General features: G+C 38.4%; 13 protein-coding genes, 1 tRNA gene and 1 other annotated feature (1 of these 15 running past the window's edge). Of the genes, 9 read left to right on the top strand and 5 right to left on the bottom strand.

All coding sequences use genetic code 11. The features are described 5' to 3' along the window. Window positions 1–234, top strand: a binding site (T-box leader) (it extends 20 nt beyond the left edge of the window). Window positions 235–398: 164 nt separating this feature from the next. Beyond that, window positions 399–1,754, top strand: coding sequence for a branched-chain amino acid transport system II carrier protein (brnQ, locus tag LKI_RS01945; protein ID WP_013102453.1), 1,356 nt, complete (start codon window positions 399–401; stop codon window positions 1,752–1,754). A gap of 19 nt (window positions 1,755–1,773) precedes the next feature. Here the strand turns inward: brnQ and fni are convergent, their stop codons facing one another. Genes fni through mvaD form a run of 3 tightly spaced genes read right to left on the bottom strand, consistent with a single transcriptional unit; the run spans window position 1,774 to window position 4,800 of the window. Continuing rightward, window positions 1,774–2,829 carry a type 2 isopentenyl-diphosphate Delta-isomerase gene (fni, locus tag LKI_RS01940; protein ID WP_013102452.1) on the bottom strand — a complete coding sequence of 352 codons (1,056 nt, stop codon included), beginning with the start codon at window positions 2,827–2,829 and terminating at the stop codon, window positions 1,774–1,776. Window positions 2,830–2,831: 2 nt separating this feature from the next. Further along, entirely contained in the window at window positions 2,832–3,857 is a 1,026-nt protein-coding gene (locus tag LKI_RS01935; protein ID WP_013102451.1) for a phosphomevalonate kinase, read from the bottom strand. Further along, window positions 3,850–4,800: a diphosphomevalonate decarboxylase gene (mvaD, locus tag LKI_RS01930; RefSeq protein WP_013102450.1), complete on the bottom strand. Its 951-nt coding sequence runs from the start codon at window positions 4,798–4,800 to the stop codon at window positions 3,850–3,852. Before mvaD ends, LKI_RS01935 begins: the two co-directional genes overlap by 8 nt. Window positions 4,801–4,989: 189 nt before the next feature. Here mvaD and LKI_RS01925 point away from each other — a divergent pair, with 189 nt between their 5' ends. From LKI_RS01925 to LKI_RS01910, 4 genes are all read left to right on the top strand, one after another. Further along, on the top strand, window positions 4,990–6,156 hold the full coding sequence (locus LKI_RS01925) for an AI-2E family transporter (RefSeq protein WP_013102449.1): 1,167 nt from the start codon (window positions 4,990–4,992) through the stop codon (window positions 6,154–6,156). After that, the gene (locus LKI_RS01920) at window positions 6,153–6,665 is read left to right on the top strand and encodes a tRNA (cytidine(34)-2'-O)-methyltransferase (RefSeq protein WP_013102448.1); all 513 of its coding nucleotides are present in this window, start codon (window positions 6,153–6,155) and stop codon (window positions 6,663–6,665) included. Before LKI_RS01925 ends, LKI_RS01920 begins: the two co-directional genes overlap by 4 nt. 69 nt (window positions 6,666–6,734) lie before the next feature. Further along, window positions 6,735–6,806, top strand: a tRNA-Glu gene (locus tag LKI_RS01915). Between the two features lie 134 nt (window positions 6,807–6,940). After that, a complete protein-coding gene (locus LKI_RS01910) occupies window positions 6,941–9,349 on the top strand; it encodes an FtsK/SpoIIIE family DNA translocase (RefSeq protein WP_013102447.1) in 2,409 nt (802 codons plus the stop codon). Window positions 9,350–9,399: 50 nt separating this feature from the next. Here the strand turns inward: LKI_RS01910 and LKI_RS01905 are convergent, their stop codons facing one another. Both LKI_RS01905 and ade read right to left on the bottom strand, forming a co-directional pair. Continuing rightward, a complete protein-coding gene (locus tag LKI_RS01905; RefSeq protein ID WP_013102446.1) occupies window positions 9,400–9,912 on the bottom strand; it encodes a hypothetical protein in 513 nt (170 codons plus the stop codon). Window positions 9,913–9,914: 2 nt separating this feature from the next. Continuing rightward, a complete protein-coding gene (gene ade / locus LKI_RS01900) occupies window positions 9,915–11,570 on the bottom strand; it encodes an adenine deaminase (protein ID WP_013102445.1) in 1,656 nt (551 codons plus the stop codon). Between the two features lie 204 nt (window positions 11,571–11,774). Between ade and glmS the strand changes: the two genes are divergently transcribed. The 4 genes from glmS (at window position 11,775) to rseP (ending at window position 16,525) form a co-directional block, all read left to right on the top strand. Further along, window positions 11,775–13,580, top strand: coding sequence for a glutamine--fructose-6-phosphate transaminase (isomerizing) (gene glmS / locus LKI_RS01895; protein WP_013102444.1), 1,806 nt, complete (start codon window positions 11,775–11,777; stop codon window positions 13,578–13,580). A gap of 111 nt (window positions 13,581–13,691) precedes the next feature. Next, complete coding sequence (locus LKI_RS01890; protein WP_013102443.1) at window positions 13,692–14,468, top strand: isoprenyl transferase; 777 nt, start codon at window positions 13,692–13,694, stop codon at window positions 14,466–14,468. A gap of 3 nt (window positions 14,469–14,471) precedes the next feature. Then, window positions 14,472–15,266 carry a phosphatidate cytidylyltransferase gene (locus tag LKI_RS01885; RefSeq protein WP_013102442.1) on the top strand — a complete coding sequence of 265 codons (795 nt, stop codon included), beginning with the start codon at window positions 14,472–14,474 and terminating at the stop codon, window positions 15,264–15,266. 5 nt (window positions 15,267–15,271) lie between these two features. Next, entirely contained in the window at window positions 15,272–16,525 is a 1,254-nt protein-coding gene (gene rseP / locus LKI_RS01880) for an RIP metalloprotease RseP (RefSeq protein ID WP_013102441.1), read from the top strand. The last annotated feature ends 2 nt before the right edge of the window (window positions 16,526–16,527 follow it).

The raw sequence follows: 16,527 nt of genomic DNA, 5'->3' as shown, positions 1-16,527 counted from the left end.
AGTAAAACAATTATATCTGTGAAGAGGGAACACCGTTAAGTGAAAAGGTGTCAGATAAGTTGCTTGAAAGTAGTTCTGGAGAAAGTTAGCACAAAGGGTTATTCTTTGTGCTAACCGGTTACGACCGTTACATCGTATGGTTGTCGGTACTTGTACAATATACCCGCAATTAAGAGATTTCAGGTGATTAACCTGTTAATGCAAACGGTGGTACCGCGATAATTCGCCCGTTGTATGTCTTTATGGCATACAACGGGTTTTTCTTTGTTCTAAATTAGCTAGTATCATTTCAATGAGGAGAGAAATAATGGAAAAGTCAGTAGGTGGTTTGTATCGAGTCACACAAAAATGTGACATAAAATGCCATAAATTACAAGATAAGACTTCGAGGAATAGATATGAAAGAAAAATTAGATTTTAAAAAAACATTATTATTATCATCACTGATATTTGGGATGTTCTTTGGTGCAGGAAATTTGATTTTCCCTGTACATTTAGGCCAGTTAGCTGGGCAAAATTGGCTGATAGCGACAACTGGTTTCCTAATGAGTGCTATTATTATTCCATGGTTAGCATTGATTGCGCTTTCTCAAACGAGATCCGCTGGTATTTATGATATCGCGAAACCAGTTGGTCGTGGATTTGCAATATTTTTCCTAATTGCAACGCACGTATCATTAGGACCTATGATAGCGACACCTAGGACTGCAACAGTTGCTTATTCACTCAGTTTTTCTAATTGGTTGCCAAAACAAGCACAAGGTGTTGGATTGTTTTTGTTTTCTGCTATCTTTTTTGCCTTAGTATTTTGGATTGGTTCACGAGAACAAAATATTACCAAATATATTGGAAAATATCTTAATCCACTTTTCATTATATTACTGCTATTGATCTTTTTATTAGCTATCCTCCATCCAATGGGTAGTTTATCTCACGCTGCCAATGCAGCTTATCAAACCGAAGCTTTCTCATCAGCCTTTTTGGAAGGGTACAACACATTAGATGCGTTAGCCGCGTTAGCCTTCGGTATCACAATTGTTCGTGCCATCCAAATGATGGGTTTCCAACAAAGTGCGGTTATTTCAAAAATTACTGCTAAAACTGGATTAATTGCTATTTTGGGCATAGCTATTGTTTATGTTGGGTTAATCTTATTAGGCGCGACATCATTGTCACAATTTAAGTTCTCAGAAAACGGCACAGTTGCGCTAACGCAAATCATGATGTATTATTTAGGTGACTTTGGTAGTGCTTTCTTAGCAGTGATGGGGACACTAGCAGTATTAACAACTGCAATTGGGTTGACGGCTTCATTTGCACAAGATTTTCATCGCATTTTTCCGAAGGTTTCGTATCGTTCGTGGTTAATTTTGACAATTGGCTTGTCATTTGGTGCTTCAAATTTTGGGCTGGATACGATTATCAGCTGGGCTGAACCATTGTTAATGTTCTTATATCCAATTGCTATTGCCTTGATTATTTTAGGGATTGCCTCACCATTATTCAATCAAGCACGCATCGTTTATTTACCAACAATGATTTTAACATTTATACCAGCAATTATTGATGGTATTCAGCATTTACCATTTAATATAGCGTTACTCAAACCATTTTTAACATGGTATGTCAATACGATTCCAATGGCTAACGTTGGGTTAGAATGGTTAACAACAACGTTAATTGGGTTTGTTCTGGGATTGGCTTTATACAAGCTTCAAGGTAGAAATAAAGTCACTTTGGTTGAAAATTTTTAATTAATAAAAAACGCGAACTTTACAAGTTCGCGTTTTTTCGTTGTGATATAAAATTTTCAAGAGCCGGCGTGTAAATCCGGTCTTTTTTTTGTAGTGAGGTGTTATTTTTTGCACCTAATAGTGTAAAAAGTCGCGGTAAGGCGAGTTGCCACTCTTCAATTTGTTTAATAAGTGCTATTTGCCCTTGGTCCATGAGTGTTTCCAGCATAAAGCCAGCGCTTGAAGTCATTGTTGCTCCAAGCATGAGGCTGGTGACAATGTCGTTAGCCGATTGAATACCGCCCGTTGCAATGAGAGGTATCTGGTTGTGCACCAGTTTCGCAGACAACAAACTTTCGACTGTAGACAAACCATAGTGATCAATATTAAACGAATCAGGCTGGCGATTACGGCGTCGTTCAATAATTGCAAAGTTCGTGCCATTACCACCACCAACATTGATAGCAGCGGGGCCTAGCTCTTTAAGTGTATTAAAAGCAGTTGTACTCATACCAAATCCAACTTCTTTAACAATAACTGGTACAGGTGATTTGGCGATAATGGTTGCTAAATTATCTAACCAATAAAATTTGCGATCGCCCTCAGACATAACGAGTTCTTGTGCGACGTTAACGTGCATTTCAATCGCATTAGCATCAATCATATCAATGGCTGATCGGACATTTTTGATGGGATGATCAGCACCTAAGTTAGCAATTAGAAAGCCATTTGGATGATTTTTGCGAACAAGTTTAAATGTTTCTGCAGCATTTGGTTCTTTTAGGGCAATAGATTGTGAACCAACTGCCATTGCTAAATTTGTTTTTTTTGCTACTTCAGCAAGTTGACCGTTGATACGACCAGTTAAATTAGACCCACCGGTCATTGCTTCAATATAAAATGGCCATTTGAACTGGTGATTAAAAAGGGTGGTGCTCACGTCAACATCTGTCACCGCCATTTCTGGGAATGTTTCAGGTAACCATCTGACATCTTCAAAGGTTGCCCCGATTTGTACATGCTTTCTTTGACGCCAGAGGTTAACACCAAGTGATAAATGTTCATCTTTTCGATGAGCTTGTTTAGATTCCTGCATTATTAGCCCCGTTTCTGTGGTGAAATACTGATAATTTGTGCATCAATACCGTAAGATTTCCAAGTATTCGCTAAAATGTCATTATGACTGTTAAGGATAGCAAATCCATTGTCACCAAAGCCAGCACCACTAATTTTACCAGCAGTATCGCCTAAGGTAGTCAGTAGAAAGGCGAGCTTTGGTGTGACATAGCCTGTAGGCAGTTGATTGGTAAGCAGTGTTTGATTAGCACGTAATTTGATGGTCAATTTATGATAATTAACGTCAATAATCGTGTTAATTAATTCTTGAACAATTTGTTGGCTTTGAGATAAAAATTGAGGTGTTAATTGGGTATGTGAAATAGCTACCTTGGTGTCTGCTGATTCATGTGTAGCACCAAGTAGTATTTGCCAATTTACGGGCCATGGCAACGAGATAATGTCTAGAGACGGCCAAGCCATGTCAACAATGTCTGGGTTAAGCCACTGCTGGTTGATGTGTGGCAATAAGGACAAATCTGGACTTTGGTAAGCAATGATACCACCGTAAGTAATTGCTGCAATATCACCTAATGAGCCATTTTTTTGGACATGCAAATGGGCTAAACCAGCTAATTTAAATCGCGTCAAGATTGGTAATTGAAGATGGAAGTGTCTATCCAAAGCTTCAATGATGCCAACAACAACTGCTGCCGAAGAGCCTAGTCCGATTTTACCAGATTTACTATTTAAATGGCTTGAAATAGTAATGTTAACATTATTTAGATGAGAATGGATCTGATGGTTAGTGACATAGTCATCAAGTAGTTTAATGGCTGCACGGACATAACGCCAGTCATCAGTATATTGGTCTTCTGTGACACCCATTTGAAACTGCCAATACTTTGTAATTGTGTTTGACTTGGCAACAGATAGGTTCTTCTGGGCATCCTGTATCTCAATGGTTAAACCAGTTGTTATTGTAGCAATTATAGCAGTATTGCCAGGATGTGTAATCGCATATTCACCTGCCAAAAAGAGTTTACCTGGAATATTAACTTTAGTCATAGGTAATACCTGATCCGCTTGTAGCAGTTTCGAGATGGATATATGGTAAAGCAGAATGTAGTGCTGTAACAATTTTTGGTGCATCATTTAAAGTCGTTATAATTTTGACGTTTGGACCAGCATCCATTGTTGCGAAGGCTAGGATCCCTTGTCGTCGTAAATCTGATACTAGGGCAAGTATTTGTTGGGTTTCTTGCGTGAAATAGGTGAATGGTTTATGGCGTGCAGTGAGATTAAGCGCATGCATAGCTAAAGCGTTTTCTTCAGCAAGCGTACCAATTTTTTCGATGTCTGATTGTTGAATGGCAGACTGCATATCCATAAATTGTGTCGCGCTGCGGTTGAGCCAATCATCGTAGTTTGGTGAAGTGATTGCACGTTGCATGCCATCACTTGAGCTCACTTTCTTTGCTGAAGTGGACACTTCGGCAACGACAAGGGCAATCGGCATGTCAGGGGCATTTAAACTTTCAGCAAAAGATGAGGCATCATCCATACCAGCATGCCAGATAGCAAAGTGACTGTAAAACGATCGTGAGGCGGAACCAGATCCACGGCGTGCTAACCGAGATAAGGATTGATTAGACAAATCAAATCCCATTTCTCTTGTTACTGCACCTGTTAGCGCAGCGAAAGATGAAGCCGAAGAGGCTAGACCTGCACTGGTTGGCACATGGTTTTCTGAAGTGACTGTCACAGCAGGAAAATCACCAAGGATATCACGTATTGTATTTAAAAAATGATGTATTCTAGTAGGGTCGGCTAGCTCACCGTTTAAAACAAGTTGATCTTTGTCGGTGTTTTGTGTGACTGTTGTTGTTGTATAAAATTGTGAGAGTGTTAGGGATAAAGAACTGGTTGTCGGTAAATTTAAGCGCGCATCTTTTTTACCCCAATATTTAATAAATGCAATATTAGTATGTGCTGTGGCTGTTGTAGGCATAAGTATTCTTTCTAAAAATATAAGATAATTTAATATTATCATATTTGACTACTTTCGTGACAATATAACGGTGTTTTCACGCCATCAGTTGTTTGAAATATGGTAATATATAAGGTAACAGTATCATTCATATTGATTGATTAGAACATGGTTAGATGATTTAAAACAATTCATAACTTGGAGGAACTTGTGTTAAAAAACAAAGAAGAACAATTATGGTATAGACGTTGGTTTTCAGGAAATAACCTACTCAACGGGCTACTTGTTATTTTGCTCTTGCTACTCATTCTATTTCTTGGGTGGCAGGTACGGTTTATTTTAGAACCCGTTCGTGCACTATTTACAGCCGTTGGCGCACCTATTTTGATTGCTGGTGTACTGTATTATCTTTTAAGCCCAGCTGTTAAATTTATTAGTAAGTATACACGATTACCTCGTAATTTATCGATTGGATTAATTTTAATATTACTACTTGCAGCAGCAGGTGGTATTATTACATTAGTTGTATTGGTGCTTCGTAGCCAAGTGGTCACTTTTATAGACAATTGGCCTGGATATTGGCATACCAGTCAACGCTTCATTAATGAAACGTTTAAGTCTAGTCAATTTGCGCCTGTTCGTGAGTTTTTAAATAACACAAACACTGATATTAATCAAAATATGATTGATTGGAGTCGCAAGTACCTGACTAGTGGCGTGGCAGGAATTAGTTCATTTGCATCCACTTTGACAACTGTTGGTATCACGGCCGTGGCGACACCGTTTATTTTGTATTATATGTTATTGGATGGTCATAAATTTTCAGGATTTATAGCTGAAAAATTTCCCCCAAAAGCAAAACACTCACTTCAGGAGTTATTGAGTGACATCAGTAAACAAATTGCGCAATATATTCGTGGACAGCTTGGTGTGGCTTTTGCAGTGACGATTATGTTCAGTATAGGGTTTACGATTATTGGTTTGCCATATGGTATTTTGCTCGCTTTGATGGCAGGTTTTTTCAACATGATACCATATGTCGGCTCAATCATAGCACAAGTGCCAGTGTGGACAGTTGCTTTAATAGCTGGGGGACCAAAATTACTATTATTAGCCATTATTGTTTTGGCTATTGAGCAACCTATAGAAGGGCATGTAATTGCACCAAAAATATTGGGTGAAGCCTTGTCTATTCATCCTGTCACTGTCATTGTTGTTTTATTGAGTAGCGGCCATATTTTTGGGGTGCTTGGCGTAATATTAGCTGTACCAACGTATGCTGTTGCAAAAGTTATTGTGACACGATTATTTACTTGGTGGCGCGCCAATTCTGATTTTTATAAAGATGAAGTAGAAGTGGAAGAAGAGTTAAGATGACAAATCATATCGTATTGTTTGAACCATTAATGCCGGCAAATACTGGTAACATAGCACGTACAACTGCTGGAACTAATGCTGTTTTGCACTTGATCGAGCCGTTGGGGTTTGATCTCGATGATAAGCATGTTAAACGCGCTGGACTAGATTATTGGGAGCATGTGCAGTTAGTTAAGCATGATAGTTTACCTGATTTTTTAGATACTTTAGGTGAACAAGATCATCTTTACTTAGTATCAAAATTTGCGAATATGGATTATACACAACCAAACTATGGTGAAACTGAGGGAGATCATTATTTCTTGTTTGGTAAGGAGACGACAGGCCTTCCAGAAGTGTTTATGCGACAAAATCCAGAAAAGGCCATTCGTATTCCACAAAATGATACACATATTCGATCATTGAATTTATCAAATACGGTAGCAATTGTTTTGTATGAAGCCTTGCGACAACAAGCGTTTCCCAAGTTGGATACGATTCATACTTATGAACAAGATAAGTTAAAATAGTTCTTGACAGTTATTTTATTTCTTGGTATTCTAGTATAGTTGTTTCAGCAATGAAATTACACTGACCATGGCTCGTTGGTCAAGTGGCTAAGACGCTGCCCTTTCACGGCGGAATCGAGAGTTCGATTCTCTCACGAGCTATATCAAGTCGCAACTTCGGTTGCGACTTTTTATATTATATTAACGGCTTGTAAAATCGAAAGGCATAGCTGTTTGCCTGAATTTCGTGATAAAATGAAGTATCAGGAATTAATTAATCTTAAAGGTGAAAATAATTGGCAACTCGAAAAGCACCACAAAAGCGACGTACAACAAGATCACGAAGAAAAGTAAGCACAGGCAGTATTGTGAGTAAAAATGTTACTATTTTAGCGAGCGCACTCCTTGGTGTGTTAGGTATATTTAGGCTAGGTTTACTAGGTTCATATATTGCGAATATTTTCCGTTTTTTCTTCGGTAACTTGTATCTTGGGTTTTTAGTACCATTAACAGCAGGTCTTATTTATTACTTTGTATTTAAAAAATTGCCTAAAATCGCGACACATTTTTGGTTCGGCTTATTGATGATGTTTACCTCTTTACTCATTATGTCATCACTATTATTTTTTACGTACACATTGAAAAATGGTCAAGGCTACACGCAAGAAGTACTGCGTATTATTGGTCAAGATTTTGTTAATAAATCAGCTAACACACCGGTAGGTGGTGGTGTCATTGGTGCAGCGCTGTATCATTTATTATTTACTTTAATGTCAAATATTGGGACATGGATTGTGACCATTGTTTTGTTATTCAGCGGCATTATTATTTTCTTCCGTATTCCAGCTCGTGATTTGACACAAAAAGGTATTGAAAAAGCACAAGAGGGTGTAGCCTACGTTCAGGAGCAACGTGCTAATATGCCAGCTCGTCCACCACTATTCAAAAAAAATAACCGTCCTAAAAAAGATATTACTGATTATGGGGATGATCCACTTGGTGTTCATAAAACAGTGGATGCGGATGCGTCGGAACTAAGTAGGCAAAATTCTGAACAGGTGTCACCTAAAGTAGCTGATTTTGTTGAACCGGAAATCAAATGGCAAGGACCAACGTCTGAAAATAAACCAGTTGTTGATCTGCCTGAGAAGCAAATAGATAATCCAGTAACAAATGATGAGACATCAACAACATCTGATGAGGAGTCAGTTGAACTGGCAACCGGTACCCCAGCAACAGATAATCCAGATTACAAGTTACCGACATTTGATTTGTTAACGCAAGTGGCACCGACTGATCAAACACAAGAATTTCAAAGTTTAACTGAAAAATCACGATTGGTTCATGATACATTATTAAGTTTTGGTGTTGAAGCTGAGGTGACAAGTGTTTCACTTGGGCCAACGGTTACACAATATGAACTGAAGCCAGGACAAGGTGTAAAAGTTAATCGCATTGCTAATTTAGCAGATGATTTGGCATTGGCTTTAGCAGCGAAGTCAATACGTATTGAAGCGCCAATTCCTGGTAAACCATATGTTGGTATCGAAGTACCCAATGATACGCAAGCAACTGTAAGCTTCCGAGACATGGTAGAACAGGCACCCAAAGATGATAAACACTTGCTTAATGTGCCATTAGGTCGTGATGTCACTGGTAACATCATTATGGCTAACCTAGCAGACATGCCTCATTTGCTGATTGCTGGTTCGACAGGATCAGGTAAATCAGTTGGGTTAAATGCAATCATCATTTCACTGATACTAAAAGCAAAACCAAACGAAGTCAAGTTAATGATGGTTGATCCAAAGGTAGTTGAACTATCTGTTTATAACGGTATACCACATCTCTTGACACCCGTGGTTTCTGATCCACGTAAAGCAGCTCGATCACTACAAAAAGTGGTTGATGAAATGGAAAACCGTTATAAGCTACTCGCACAATTTGGTAAACGTAATATTGGGGAATATAATTTAGCAGTTGATAAACAAAATTCCGAGGCAAAAACATCTGGTGCCTCAATTATGCAAAAAATGCCTTATATTGTGGCTATTGTTGATGAATTCGCCGATCTGATGAGTACGGTGGGTTCTGAGATTGAAGTGTCAATTGCACGTTTGGGGGCAAAAGCACGTGCAGCTGGTATTCATATGATTTTAGCAACACAAAGGCCAGATGTTAAAGTTATTAATGGTACCATTAAAAGCAATATTCCTGGACGTATAGCATTTAGAACAGCCTCTGGTATTGATTCACGCACAATTTTGGATAGTAATGGGGCCGAAAAATTGTTAGGTAAGGGAGATATGATTTTTGCACCGCCAGGCAAACCGACACAACGTGTACAAGGCGCATTTATTAGTAATACAGATGTCACTAATGTGGTGGAATTTGTTAAGGCGCAACAGGAAGCGCAATATTCAGAGGCGATGACTGTGACTGATGACGAAATTGCGCAAGATACTAGCGAAAATGCTAGTCAAGGTGACAGCGAAGATGAATTGTTTCAAGAAGCAATTCAATTTATCGTTGAGCAACAGAAAGCATCCACATCTTTGCTTCAGCGACGGTTTCGTATTGGATACAATCGTGCTGCACGCTTGATTGATGATTTAGAGGCGGGTGGTTATATTGGTCCAGCAGACGGTTCACGTCCACGTCGTGTGAATATTAGTGACGGTAGTTCAGGCGTTGAGCATGATTAGTTAATCAATTGGTTTTAATTAAAAAGTCGTTCTTGAGAAACATATGTTTCTCAAGAACGACTTTTTATTTTTGTTTTTTTAAATAATGGTTTAATTTGACTGGCGAAAAGGCCACTAGGATCGTTAACAAACTTTGTGTAATCCAGCCAGTAACGATCAGATAAAATAGCCGGTTCAGCAATATTATTTGGGATAAGGCCACGAGGAATATCGCCTGTCTCGGTGATCGGACCATTATAATTTTTAGAAAAATCGGCTAATTTTTTTTCAATGACTAAAGACTGTGGTCCAAACCAATTATAAGGTTCACGATGGATTTTTGTGTCTATTGTGGTAAATAAACCTAATTTTGTTGGTATGCTGATTGGGTGTACAAGAGAAACAAAGGTAATTGTTTGATTATCATAGTAAACAATGGCGCCAGCCATTTCAGAAGGTAAGTTATTTTTGGTATTTTTTTCAGCCGCGAGTAGTAGCAAACCGGTATAATCAATAGCAATATCGATCGGTTTACCAATTAAAACTGTGAGTAATTTTTCTGGAGAGATACTAAGTGTTTGCATAATTAATCCTGAATTTGTATGAATGAAAAACGATTGAAATCGAATAAGCCTTGGTCCGTTATTTTTAGACTAGGAATAACAGGTAGGGCCATAAATGACAGCGTTAGAAAAGGATCATAGGAAATATCACTCATATTAGAAAAAGCTTGTTGTAATGTTTTATTAGCCTTAATGACATGTTGGAATGACTGATCAGACATCAAACCGCCAATAGCCAAGGGAAGTTTGGTGATTTCTCCGTTATTCACGACAACCTGGCCACCGCCAATTTCACGTAATGTATCGGCTGCTAAAATAATATCTGCATCATTGGTTCCTGCAATAATGACATTGTGAGAATCATGAGCAATCGTTGATGCAATTGCGCCTGACTTGAGACCAAATCCCTTGATAATGCCAATACCGTGTCCCAGATCATGGTAGCGTTCTGCAACAATTATTTTAGCATAAATGTCATCGGGTGTAAAAAGATTATCAACTGTAGGGACGTGTTCCACTAAATGCTCTGTTGTAATATGGTGCGGCATAATATTAATGACGTGAGCGGGTTTGGTTGCATCGATGGGTAAAGTGAGGTCTGCTGCACTAAGAGAAAAATTAAGTTGCTGGTTAGCCAAGGGGGTTACTGTGGTTTCAGGAGCTGTATACCATTCACCATTAACCATTGTTTTTTGGACAGTAAAATCAGTTAGTTTGTCGATAACTACTAAGTCAGCCACAAAGCCATCTGTCAGAGCGCCAACATTTTGTATATGTTGCGCTTGTGCAGCATTGTAACTACTGATTGTAAATGCCATAGCTGGTTCCATGCCATGTTTAATAGCTAATTTGACGCTAAAATCAATGGATCCCTCATTTTGAATATCATTTGCTGTTTTATCGTCAGTGGCAAATGAAAAATGTGACTGGTTAGCTGTATGAATTGCCGGTAAAATAGCAATTTCGTCACGCTCTACAGTACCTTCTCGTACAAAAACTGAAAATCCTGCATTTAAGCGTTCAAGTGCCTGTTGCGCATTTTCACTCTCATGATCTGTATCAATACCGTATTTACGATAACTGGCAAGCTGTTGACGTGATAAACCGGAAGCATGACCATCAACGTGTTTGCCAGCAGATTGGGCATCAACAATTTTTTGATGCATATCTTCATCTTCATTAAATACCGCAGGAAAATCCATTACTTCCGCCAAACCATTAACTTCTGGCACACTATAAAAAGGTTTGAGCGCATCTGCATGTAAGGTAGCACCAGCGTGTTCAAATGGTGTGGCTGGTACCGAAGAGGGTAACATATAGTGAATGTGTAACGGCGATTGACGCGCATCTTCTAGCATGTACTGGATTCCTGAAACCCCAGAGACACTCGCAATTTCATGTGGGTCAGCAAAGATACGTGTAATACCATGAGATAACACGAGTTTACCGAATTCGCTGGGTGCGAGTAGAGAACTTTCGATGTGAACGTGCGCATCGATTAATCCAGGGACGATATATTGTCCTTGAGCATCAAATGTGTGTATGGCACTTAGATCTGACCTATGACCACGGTAAATAATTTGATTTTTATCAATCCATAGTTCCGTATCATCGAATCGTAGATTAAAGACATCTAAAATTTTGGCATTAATAATATGCCATGTCACGTTTTGTATCACAATAAAGCTCACTTTCAATTTTTTAATAGTTTACCACAACTGATAAAATAAACGATGAATAAATTTCAAATATATCTCATTTAAAACTTATAATCGTAACTATACCAATTATTTTATATTGTTGACAAAGGTGGCTGTATGCTTTAAAATATTGGGTGTTAGATTAATTTATAAACATAACCAATTAAAAAAAGGATGATATATATGTGTGGAATTGTTGGTGCTACAGGATTGAATCAGGTGTTACCAAGCTTACTAAAAGGACTAGAAAAATTAGAGTATCGTGGTTATGATTCAGCAGGTGTTTATGTTAATGGTGGCGATGCCGGAGACTTTTTAGTTAAAGAAAAAGGGCGTGTTTCAATGTTAGAAGCAGCGACCAAAGGTAAAAACATTACCGGAACAGCTGGTATCGCACATACACGTTGGGCAACTCATGGTGGCGTTTCAGTTGAGAATGCGCATCCCCATATGTCTGAAGATGGTCGCTTTTATCTGGTTCATAATGGTGTTATTGAAAACTATGATGAATTACGTGATACTTATTTACAAGGGGTCAAGCTACAGTCTGAAACTGACACTGAAGTTGCCGTTCAATTGATTGATAAATTTTCAAAAGAAGATGGGGTGTCTACATTTGATGCCTTGCGAAAAATGATTTCTTTGCTTGATGATAATTCTGCTTATGGTTTTTTGTTAATGGATCGTGAAACGCCAACTCTAATGTATGCTGCAAAGAAAAAGTCACCACTGTTAATCGGTGTATCTGACCAAGGGAATGTTGTGACATCAGATGCTGCTGCAATGCTTGATGTCACACAAGACTTTATTGAATTGATGGATGGTGAAGTAGCAATCGTAGATCAAAATCAAGTGCGTTTGTTTGATGCGCAAGGTCAAAAGTTGACACGTGATGCATTTCATTTAGATATCAATGCTTCTGAAACAGATAAGGGTGTTTATCCTTACTACATGTTGAAGGAAATTGATGAGCAAGTTATTGTCGCGCACACATTATCACAACATTATTTTGATGATGAGGCAAATATTCAAAATATTGATGCTTCAATAATTGAAGCTATCCAAAGTTCAGATCGTTTGTACATTGTTGCCGCGGGCACCTCATACCATGCAGGCCTTGTTGGGAAACGCTATTTTGAACAATGGACTGGTATACCCACAGAAGTGCATATTTCATCAGAATTTGCTTATGATCAACCTTTGCTGAGTCAGAAACCATTCTTCATTTTCTTGAGTCAATCAGGTGAAACAGCTGATTCACGGGAAGTATTAGACAATGTTGTTAAACAGGGCTATCCTTCGTTGACTATTGCTAATGTGATGAATTCAACATTAACACGTGAAGCAGATTTTGCGTTGCCATTGTTAGCTGGTCCAGAAATTGCCGTTGCCTCAACAAAAGCATATACAGCACAAATTATTGTTGAGGCAATTTTGGCACATGCAGTGGGTCAAAGTGGTCTTGATTTGAAAAACGAATTAGCCAAAGTTGCCGTAGAAATGCAAGTGATTATTGACCAAAAAGAGTCATTTAAGGACATTGCGGAGCAAGCATTGCAAAATCGTCGTTCAGCTTTTTATATTGGTCGTGGTTTAGATGCTGCAGTAGCTGTTGAAGCTGCACTCAAATTGAAAGAAATTTCTTATGTTCAGACGGAAGGTTTTGCAGCGGGTGAGTTAAAACATGGCACAATTTCATTAATCGAGGAGAATACACCAGTCCTTGCACTGCTCACACAATCAAAAACGGCAGGATTAGTTCGTGGTGAAATTGCACAAGTTGCAGCCCGAGGTGCTAATACGATCGTTATTGCTAGCAAGTCACTAGCTAAAACAGGTGATGCCTATATAATCCCTGATGTTAATGAATTATTAATGCCGTTACTTGCAGTAATACCTGCACAATTAATTGCTTACTATGCAACATTAGATCGCCATCTTGATGTTGATCGACCAAGAAATTTGGCAAAGTCAGTCACTGTGCAGTAATTTTAAACGTGATTAGAGAGATTCTATCACGTTTTTTTGTACCTAGGCCTAACATCTGGTAAAATATACTAGATACCAATGCGCTTTGATGCATGAAGGAGGGGGCCTATCTTGGCACTTTTTAAACCGAAAACAAATGTTAGTGTCGCTAATGCGCAACTTAAAATACCAGATCATATTGCAATCATTATGGACGGTAATGGTCGCTGGGCAAAGCGGCGCTTAATGCCACGTGTTGCTGGTCATAAAACAGGTATGAATACGGTTAAAAAAATCGCGACTGCAGCCAGTAATTTGGGTGTGAAAGTATTAACATTATACGCTTTTTCTACTGAAAATTGGTCAAGGCCAAACGATGAGGTCAATTTTTTGATGCAATTACCTGTCGATTTTTTTTCAGAGTTTGTACCAGATTTAATTAAAAACAATATTCGTGTTCAAATCATTGGTAACATTGATGAATTACCAAAAAGTACGCGTCATGCGGTTCAAAATGCCATAGTACAAACATCTCAAGGATCTGGCATGATCCTAAATTTTGCCTTAAATTATGGTGGACAAATAGAAATTGTCGAAGCTACAAAAAAGCTGGCACAACAAGTTGCGGATGGTGATATTTCACCAAATGATATCAACGGGGACTTGTTTTCGGAAGCCTTGCAAACAGCTAGTTTAGGAAAACTGGCCGCGCCTGATTTAATGATTCGTACATCGGGGGAATTACGTTTAAGTAATTTTATGCCCTATCAATCAGCCTATGCAGAGCTTTATTTTACAGATGTGCTATGGCCTGATTTTACGGCAGATGATTTGTTACAGGCTATTACCGCCTTCACGTCACGTGATCGTCGATTTGGTGGTTTAGATAAATACGAAAGCGAGTCCTAAGACATGAAAGTGCGTGTTATAACAGCTATTGTAGCTTTAATTATTTTTGTACCGCTATTAGTTATCGGTAAATTACCTTTGCTAATTCTCACATTAATGATGGGTGTTGTTGCCGTCGGTGAGATTTTACGGATGAAACATAGCTTTTTTGTTTCAACTGAGGCATTTATCAGTTTTATTGGTGTTATTGCAATGATATTGCCAAATAGTTTTTGGCATGGTATACCATTCATAAAGAGTGCACACGTCGTATTTTATATACTTGCTTTTCTGATGTTGCTCAATACAGTCATTGTGCGTAACCACTTTAATTTTGATGATGCAGGGGCACTTATGCTAGCCATGCTATATATTGGCACAGGGTTTCATTACTTTTATCAAGCCCGTGGTGTTGGCTTGGCAACAGTGATGTTTGGTATGTTGATTGTTTGGATCACTGACTCGGGTGCTTACATTGTTGGTCGTGCAATTGGTAAACACAAGTTGGCACCAAAGATTAGTCCCAACAAAACTTGGGAAGGATCTATTGGTGGTAGTGTCGTTGCGGTTCTTGTAGTTCCAACGTTATTTTCACTTTTCGGATGGTTACCAAATTATAATCTTTTTGAATTATTAGGTATTGCGATTCTATTGTCAATTGCTGGACAATTCGGTGATCTTATTGAGTCAGGATTTAAGCGGCATTATGGTGTTAAGGATTCTGGAAATATTTTACCAGGCCATGGTGGTATTTTGGATCGTTTTGATTCAATGCTAATTGTTATGCCTTTAATGGCCCTACTAGAAATGTTAGGATAAAATCAATGAATTTAACCGCAATCGTAGCTTTTATATTTGTTTTTGGTGTGCTAGTCACCGTACACGAGTTTGGTCACTTTTTTGTTGCAAAAAAATCTGGTGTGTTAATACGAGAGTTCGCTATTGGTATGGGTCCAAAAATTATTAGTTGGAATTATAATCATACAGCATACACAATTCGTATCTTACCGGTTGGTGGTTATGTTCGGATGGCAGGTTTGGATGAAGAGCCGGATTTAGATGCTGGTCAGCGGGTGCGTCTGATATTTAATACAGCAAATCAGGTTATCAAAATGGATACACGTATTGATGAACTGGGAGAAGGTGCGTTTTTTCAAGTAGATACGTTTGATTTGAGTGATGAATTGACTCTGACAGGATATTTAAATGACAATGAAAACAAGCAAACGTTATCAGTAGATCATGATGCTACCATCATCGAAAAGAATGGGACGGAAATTCAAATTGCACCTAGAGACTCTTGGGTACAAAGTGCGAAAGTTTACAAACGTGCCTTGATCAATATTGCCGGACCGGCAATGAATTTAATTCTTGCCTTAGTTGTTTTTTCAGGCCTAGCATTTGCTTTGCCTAGTGTAACATTGGACAAGCCAATTGTTGGCGCCGTTAAAAGTGATATGCCAGCTAAACAGGCTGGGTTACAAGCCAATGACCGAATTATAGCGATCAATGGTCACAAAACGAAAACGTGGGATCAAGCAGCCACGAGAATTAGTAATTCTAAAAATAACGTATTAACTTTTTCAGTGTTACGTGATGGTAAAAAGAGGATCGTCAATATGACACCTAAAACAGTTAAAATAGATGGTATAGAGAGTGCTATCATTGGGATAACAGCTAAGACGTATACTGATTTTGGTTCGCGTATCAAGTATGGATTTTTAACAACAGGTACAACGATATCAAAAGTTTGGTATGCATTGAGTCACCTTTTTACTGGTGGTTTTAGTTTAGATAAACTTGGTGGCCCAGTATCAATTGCAAAATATACATCTTCAGCTGCTAAAACTGGATTTTTAAGTATTTTAGGTTTTATGGCAATGTTGTCAATCAATCTGGGCATCATGAATTTAATTCCAATACCGGCACTAGATGGTGGCAAGCTTGTTTTAAATGCTATTGAAGCGGTACTGCGACGACCATTACCAGCATCATTTGAAAATGCAGTTACGGTTGGTGGCGCAATTTTTATGTTTGTGTTGATGATTGCTGTCACAATTAATGACTTGTTGCGATAACT

The organism is Leuconostoc kimchii IMSNU 11154 (assembly GCF_000092505.1).
Lineage (GTDB): Bacteria > Bacillota > Bacilli > Lactobacillales > Lactobacillaceae > Leuconostoc > Leuconostoc kimchii.
This window is presented reverse-complemented; position numbering and strand designations above follow the sequence as displayed.